This window comes from Psychromonas sp., from assembly GCF_983033635.1.
The window spans coordinates 6,714-13,108 of sequence record NZ_CEZLMY010000097.1; the positions used below are offsets into that span (position 1 = coordinate 6,714).

General features: G+C 46.8%; 5 protein-coding genes. 4 read left to right on the plus strand and 1 reads right to left on the minus strand.

What is annotated here, in order from left to right:
* Together AC4GME_RS12465 and AC4GME_RS12470 are read left to right on the plus strand one after the other, a co-directional pair.
* Positions 1–1,173 (plus strand): ATP-grasp domain-containing protein (locus tag AC4GME_RS12465; protein ID WP_490379482.1); only part of this gene is annotated, 1,173 nt, incomplete at its 5' end.
* Positions 1,174–1,204: 31 nt separating this feature from the next.
* The gene (locus tag AC4GME_RS12470; RefSeq protein ID WP_490379483.1) at positions 1,205–3,217 is read left to right on the plus strand and encodes a CocE/NonD family hydrolase; all 2,013 of its coding nucleotides are present in this window, start codon (positions 1,205–1,207) and stop codon (positions 3,215–3,217) included.
* Between the two features lie 174 nt (positions 3,218–3,391).
* Here AC4GME_RS12470 and AC4GME_RS12475 read toward each other — a convergent pair whose 3' ends face one another.
* Positions 3,392–3,697, minus strand: a complete 306-nt coding sequence (locus tag AC4GME_RS12475; RefSeq protein WP_490378049.1) for a DUF6763 family protein — start codon at positions 3,695–3,697, stop codon at positions 3,392–3,394.
* A 377-nt stretch (positions 3,698–4,074) separates the two neighbouring features.
* Here AC4GME_RS12475 and AC4GME_RS12480 point away from each other — a divergent pair, with 377 nt between their 5' ends.
* Positions 4,075–4,836 (plus strand): AraC family transcriptional regulator, encoded by a 762-nt coding sequence (locus tag AC4GME_RS12480; RefSeq protein ID WP_490378050.1) that lies wholly within the window; start codon positions 4,075–4,077, stop codon positions 4,834–4,836.
* Between the two features lie 126 nt (positions 4,837–4,962).
* On the plus strand, positions 4,963–6,395 hold a 1,433-nt coding region (locus AC4GME_RS12485; RefSeq protein WP_490379484.1), incomplete at its 3' end, for an MOSC domain-containing protein.

Genomic DNA, 6,395 nt, shown 5'->3' on the forward strand with positions numbered 1-6,395 from the left:
ACAGGAAAGGAATTTCCGGTCAAAACCTTGTATGAAGGTGCTCTTGAACGATTGCAAAGGTACCCCGGCTCCGTAGATGCCATTGTCGGCTACTGGGACTTTCCGGTTAGCACCATGCTTCCTATATTGTGTAAATCCTTAGGCCTGCCTTCTCCCAGCTTTGAAGCGGTGCTCAAATGCGAACATAAATATTGGAGCAGGCTGGAGCAGCGCCGGGTGATCCCGGAATATATCCCCGATTTTTGCGCAGTTGATCCTTTTAAGGATGATTATCAGCAGCAGATCACCCTCGATTACCCCTTCTGGCTTAAGCCGGTGAAAGCGTCTTCATCACACCTCGGGTTTATGGTGCGTAATGATAGTGAACTCGAAATGGCGATTGAGGAGATACGCAAGAAAATCTACTGCTTTGCCGCGCCGTTCAACTACCTGCTGCAATTTGCTGAACTGCCTGATGATGTCGCCGCTGTCGACGGCTATCACTGCATCGCTGAAGGGATCATCTCGCGTGGCCAGCAATGCACGCTCGAAGGCTATGTCTTTGATGGAAAGCTATGTGTTTATGGGGCCGTCGACTCGATCCGCGAAGGCGAGCATAGTTCCAGCTTCTCCCGCTATCAGTATCCATCATCGATCCCACAGCCTATCCAAGACAAAATGATCGCCGTCACCGAGCGTTTTCTTACCTATATCGGCTTTGATAACGGCCCGTTCAATATTGAGTATTACTGGGAGGAGGAGAATGACCATATCTGGTTGCTGGAGATCAATACCCGCATTTCCAAGTCGCATTGTCCATTATTCCGCAATGTCGATGGTATGCCCCACCATCAGGTAATGCTGGCTCTGGCGCTGGGGAAACAGCCTGTGTTCCCGCATCGTCAAGGTCCATACCGGTACGCGGCCAAGTTCATGTGGCGGGAACATGCAGATGCTATGGTTAACAGGGTACCGACAGAGCAAGAGGTGCAGACTGTTACTCGCCGCATCGCTGGTACTGAGATCCAGCTGCATATTCGAGAGGGTATGCATCTGTCTGATCTTAATTATCAAGACAGTTACAGCTACGAGATCGCTGTAGTTTTTATCGGCGGCGACAGCGAGCAGGAGCTGTTGCAGAAATACCGAGATGTGCAACAGGCGTTGCCATTGGAACTTGTGCCACTTTCCTAAATCACATACATGATAACAACAAGGGGGAAATATGACGGTTGTTGAACACTTCACACACAAAATCCGACACATCGAACACTGCTGGATCCCGATGGCCGACGGCATTCGACTGTCTGCCCGTATCTGGATGCCCGAAGGTGCAGAAACTAAGCCTGTACCGGCGATTTTTGAATATATTCCTTATCGTAAGCGTGATGGGGTGAGATTACGCGACGAAACCATGCATCCTTATTTTGCCGGGCACGGCTATGCCTGTATCCGTGTCGATATCCGTGGTAGCGGCGACTCGGAGGGCGTGCTGACTGACGAATACCTGCAGCAGGAACTCGATGACGGAGTCGCTGTTATTGAGTGGCTGGAAAAACAGCCATGGTGTGATGGAAGCGTCGGCATGTACGGTATCTCCTGGGGGGGATTCAACGGCCTGCAGATTGCAGCGATGCAACCGCCGCAGCTTAAGGCAATCATCAGCGTTTGCTCTACCGATGACCGCTACGCCGATGATGTGCACTATATGGGAGGCTGCCTGCTGGGTGATAACCTTTCCTGGGCCTCGACGATGTTTGCCTACAACTCCCTGCCGCCGGATCCTAAAATTGTCGGTAACAAGTGGCGTGAGATGTGGTTTGAGCGCCTTAAAGGCAGTGGCTTGTGGTTGGATACCTGGCTTAATCATCAGCACCGTGACGAGTACTGGCAACATGGCTCCATCTGCGAAGATTTCTCTAAGGTGCAGACTCCGGTCATGGCGGTGAGCGGCTGGGCCGATGGTTACAGCAATGCGGTTTTTCGCCTGCTCAGCAATTTGACAGGGCCGAGGCAGGGACTGATTGGCCCCTGGAGTCATAAGTATCCCCATATTGGCGTGCCCGGCCCGGCTATCGGTTTTTTGCAGGAATGTCTGCGCTGGTGGGATAAATGGCTGAAGGGGATTGAGACCGACATTATGGATGAGCCTATGCTGCGGGCATGGATGCTCGACAGTATGCCTCCGTCGACTTTTTACCATCAGCGTTATGGCCGCTGGGTCAGTGAGCCATCCTGGCCGTCACCCAATATCGGGACGCTTGCTTTTAAGCTTGATAAATATCGTCTGGTAGGCGAGGGCGCAGAGGTTGAAGAGGAGGCTCTGTGTTTGCAGTCGCCATTGAGCAACGGCCTGTTTGCCGGAAAATGGTGTTCATATAGCACGACTCCGGATCTGCCCCATGATCAGCGTGAAGAAGAAGGCGGTGCTTTAATTTTCACATGCGATCCTCTCGACACCGCACTTGAGATCATGGGGGCTCCGGTGATTGAGCTGGAATTATCGGCCAGCAAACCTGTGGCGATGGTCGCTGTACGGCTATCTGATGTGCATCCTGACAACAAGAGTACACGGGTAACCTATGGCCTGTTGAACCTGACCCATAGGGACAGCCATGCCCATCCGACACCGCTGGAACCGGATAAGCGCTATCGTGTGCGGGTGCAGCTTAACGATGTAGCCCAGATCTTTCCCAAGGGCCACCGCATTCGGATTGCCGTTTCCTCATCATATTTCCCGCTGGCTTGGCCTCCTGGCGAGTCGACTCATCTCAGGATCTATACAGGTTGCAGCCGCTTGATATTACCTACCCGAACTCCACGTAAAGAGGTGATCTCTTTTCCTGAGGTAGAGGCTTCAGTCAGCGGTGCCAAGCAGCAGCTTCGGGAGGGACATCATAACTGGCGGGTGATCCGCGAGTTGGACAAGGATCTGTCTACTTTGGAGGTCATTAACGACAGTGGTACTTACCGGCTTGAAGATATCGATCTGATTGTAAAACGTGAGACGAAAGAGTGGTACTCCTATCAGGGTGATGATTTCCGGTCCCCGAAGGGAAAAACTGTCTGGCGGTGGGGATTTAGGCGAGGTGACTGGGCGGTAGAGACCGTCACCCGTACCTTACTGCACTGCGATGAGGTCTATTTTTATCTGGATGCAGAACTCGATGCCTATGAGGGGGATAAACGCGTTTATTCACAAAACTGGAACCTTCGCATTAAGCGTAATTTGGTTTGATGCTGGGGCCTGTTGATCTTTCACAGCCTCTACCCAAAGGGCAGGGGCTATTTTTCCCGCTAACTGCGTTGTCAGAATATAAATATAGATAGCTGTTATTGAATTCTGCCGCCTTGTTATCATAAAAGATTGCCCCAGCAGGAAAGGCGGTGAAAGATCTGCGTACTCCTGGATTTATTTATTGGGACGCCTGAAATCTTCACCAGGCTCAGTCCAGTCCTCAGGCTTGGTGTCGGTTACTTCAGTACCACGGTCATCTTGCTCTACAATTTCAAGGGCACCTGAAAAGTTCTCTGGCTCTTCACTCAACTCAATCTGAAGATCACGCCATTCATCAAGACTGAACTCCTCAATATCAGCATCAAAATGCTGTACTTCAACAGTGTTGTCTTCTTCGGTGATGGCAGTAACGTAAAAACGCTGCCCTTTATCAATATGGGAATACCATTGGTTAATTCGCGGATCAAGTTCATTTGTCATTGTCTTATCCCTTATGAATTTACTGAGTATAGTATATAAAAATTCGATTCACCTTATCCCGATCAATCATTACTGAAAATTCATAAAAGTTAAAACCACGTCCTGTTGGCGTGGTCATCAGCTTTACGCTATGCCTGGAGATGCTTAGTTCTACCACAACAAAAAGGAACTTCACTAGGGTATTCAGTAACTACAAGATAAGCTGTTATTGATGTTTTAATAGATCGAAAGAGGCTGTTCAGAGCAATTTAATTGCCGCCTCCTATCTGATCCAAAAAAAACTGTAGAATTATATCTGCAGATAAAGCAATATAATTTAAGCATAAATAGCAAATATCACTAAAAGCAGTCATCTCATATTTTAAAAAGTGACCCAAATGGATAGTTACGATCCTGATAGTTCTGAATCTTCAATTGATCTACTTCTATTAAGCTCATCAAATAGAGAGCTCAAAGCGCCTATTCACTCACATGATAAAGGACAATTAGTCATGCCTGTGACCGGTTCGATGATTTGTGAAGTAGATAATGAAATATGGATGGTACCCAGCGAATCGGCCGTGTGGATCCCTGCGGGCCTGCCCCATAGAAATACGCCTGTCTCTTCTGCAACATTCTGCTTCGTATTTATTGATCCTGCCAAGGTTACATTACCGGATAGGTGCTGCACTCTCTCAATCATTCCGTTAGTAAGAGAAATGATACTCTACTTGAGCAGTCTCTCTGTTAAGGAGTTAGCAGAAGAACAATCTAAAAAGCTGACTGAGATACTGTTTGAGATGATCGGGAAAATGCCGAGAGAGCAGTTGAATTTTCCTCTTACCAGCGATCTAAAGCTGAGGAAAGTCGCGGAGATACTGCTTAGCAATCCTGCCGACCGGCGGACTATTAAGCAGTGGGCCGCTTTCCTTGCCATGAGTGAAAGAACGTTTTCCCGGCTGGTGTTGAAGGAAACCGGGATGACATTTGGCTTATGGCGTAAACAACTGCATATTGTAGTTTCACTGCAGCTGCTTACAGATGGTAAGTCGGTACAGTCGGTCTCCGAACAACTAGGTTATGACTCTGTCAGTGCATTTATTACAATGTTTAAAAAGGCGTTGGGAAAGTCCCCCAAACGCTATATAGGGAAATTATGATCTGCCTACCCTCACGCAATGCTTTTGACTGTTTTTAGTTATTATTAGTCAATTCTTCTAAATTTTTACAGTTTGAAATTCGCTAGTATGTAACTGTTAATCAGCAAAGAGAGATAAGGAATTATTATGTATCCAGTATCAGCAATTGATGAGTTACGACTTGGTAAAATAAAAAAATTGTTCTCAACAAATACCGCAATCGACAAGCAGTCAATAGATACTTGCGAAGTGACTCGTACAGGTCTTGCCGGGGATGAGCAGGCTGAAACCTTTCATGGTGGTGAAGAGCGGGCAATTCTGCAATATGATTCAGAACACTATAAACAGCTAGCTGTTAAGTTTCCTAATTCCAGTCACTTGTTTGTTAAAGGCGGATTTGGTGAAAACCTGGTTGTTCCTGGAATGAATGAACATAATATATGTGTAGGAGATATCCTTAAAGTCGGCACTGTGCTGCTTCAGGTTACACAACCGAGACAGCCATGTTTTAAACTGAATCACCGCTTTAAAGAACCGACCATATCTCGTTTTTCGCAGGATAACTGCAAAACCGGCTGGTTCTATCGTGTCCTTGAAGAAGGAGTTATCAGTAAAGGCGATACTATCGAAGTAACTGAACGCCCTTATCCCCAGTGGACCATAGCTAAAGTTCAGCACTATCTTTACATTGAAACAGACAATAAAGGGGCTGTAGAGCAGCTTGCAAACTTACAGCCCTTAGGAAATGAAGTAAAAAGCGTATTTAAACATCGTCTTGATAATAATGATGTTGAAGATTGGAGTGGACGCCTTTCTGATGACAACACATTCCTGGAAATGCGTATTGTTAAAATTGTTGAAGAATTTCAGAATGTAAAACGCTTTATTTTGAGCAGAACAGATTTAGGGCCGTTACCTGAATTTTCTGCCGGTGCGCATATCACCCTGCAGTTAGCAAACGGGTTATCGAGAGCTTACTCCCTTTGCCGGCCATTGGCTGACGATACCTATCAAATTGCAGTGAACTATGCTGCTGACAGTCGTGGAGGCTCTAAGTATCTGCATGAGGAGGCTAGGGTGGGTGATTCATTGTCTGTTTCTACACCGGCCAATTATTTCAAGATGGCCAGAGATGAACACCATATTTTTGTTGCTGCCGGTATCGGTATCACTTCTTTTATTGTAATGATTGAAGAAGCATTAGCACATAATGAAACCTTTGAGCTTCATTACTGTGTCGATGATACTGCTGACTACTCCTTTAAAGAGGCGCTTTCTAAGTATTCAGAGAAGGTTTTTGTTTACAGTGTAGAAAAACCTCTAAATATCAGTGAGCTTTTAAATAATCACGCCCGAGGAAGCCATGTATACAGCTGCGGCAGTCCAGGCTTTGTAAAACTGGTAAGAGACAATGCGAGTCATTGGAATGAGAATAATGTTCACTTTGAAAATTTTTCTGTAGAGCATAGCGGTGATCAAGCCTTCATTGTCACTATCAAAGAAACCGGTCAGGAGATTGAGGTGAGTCCGGAAACTTCCATGCTGGATGCCCTGCGCAATAACGGTGTAACGGTTGAATC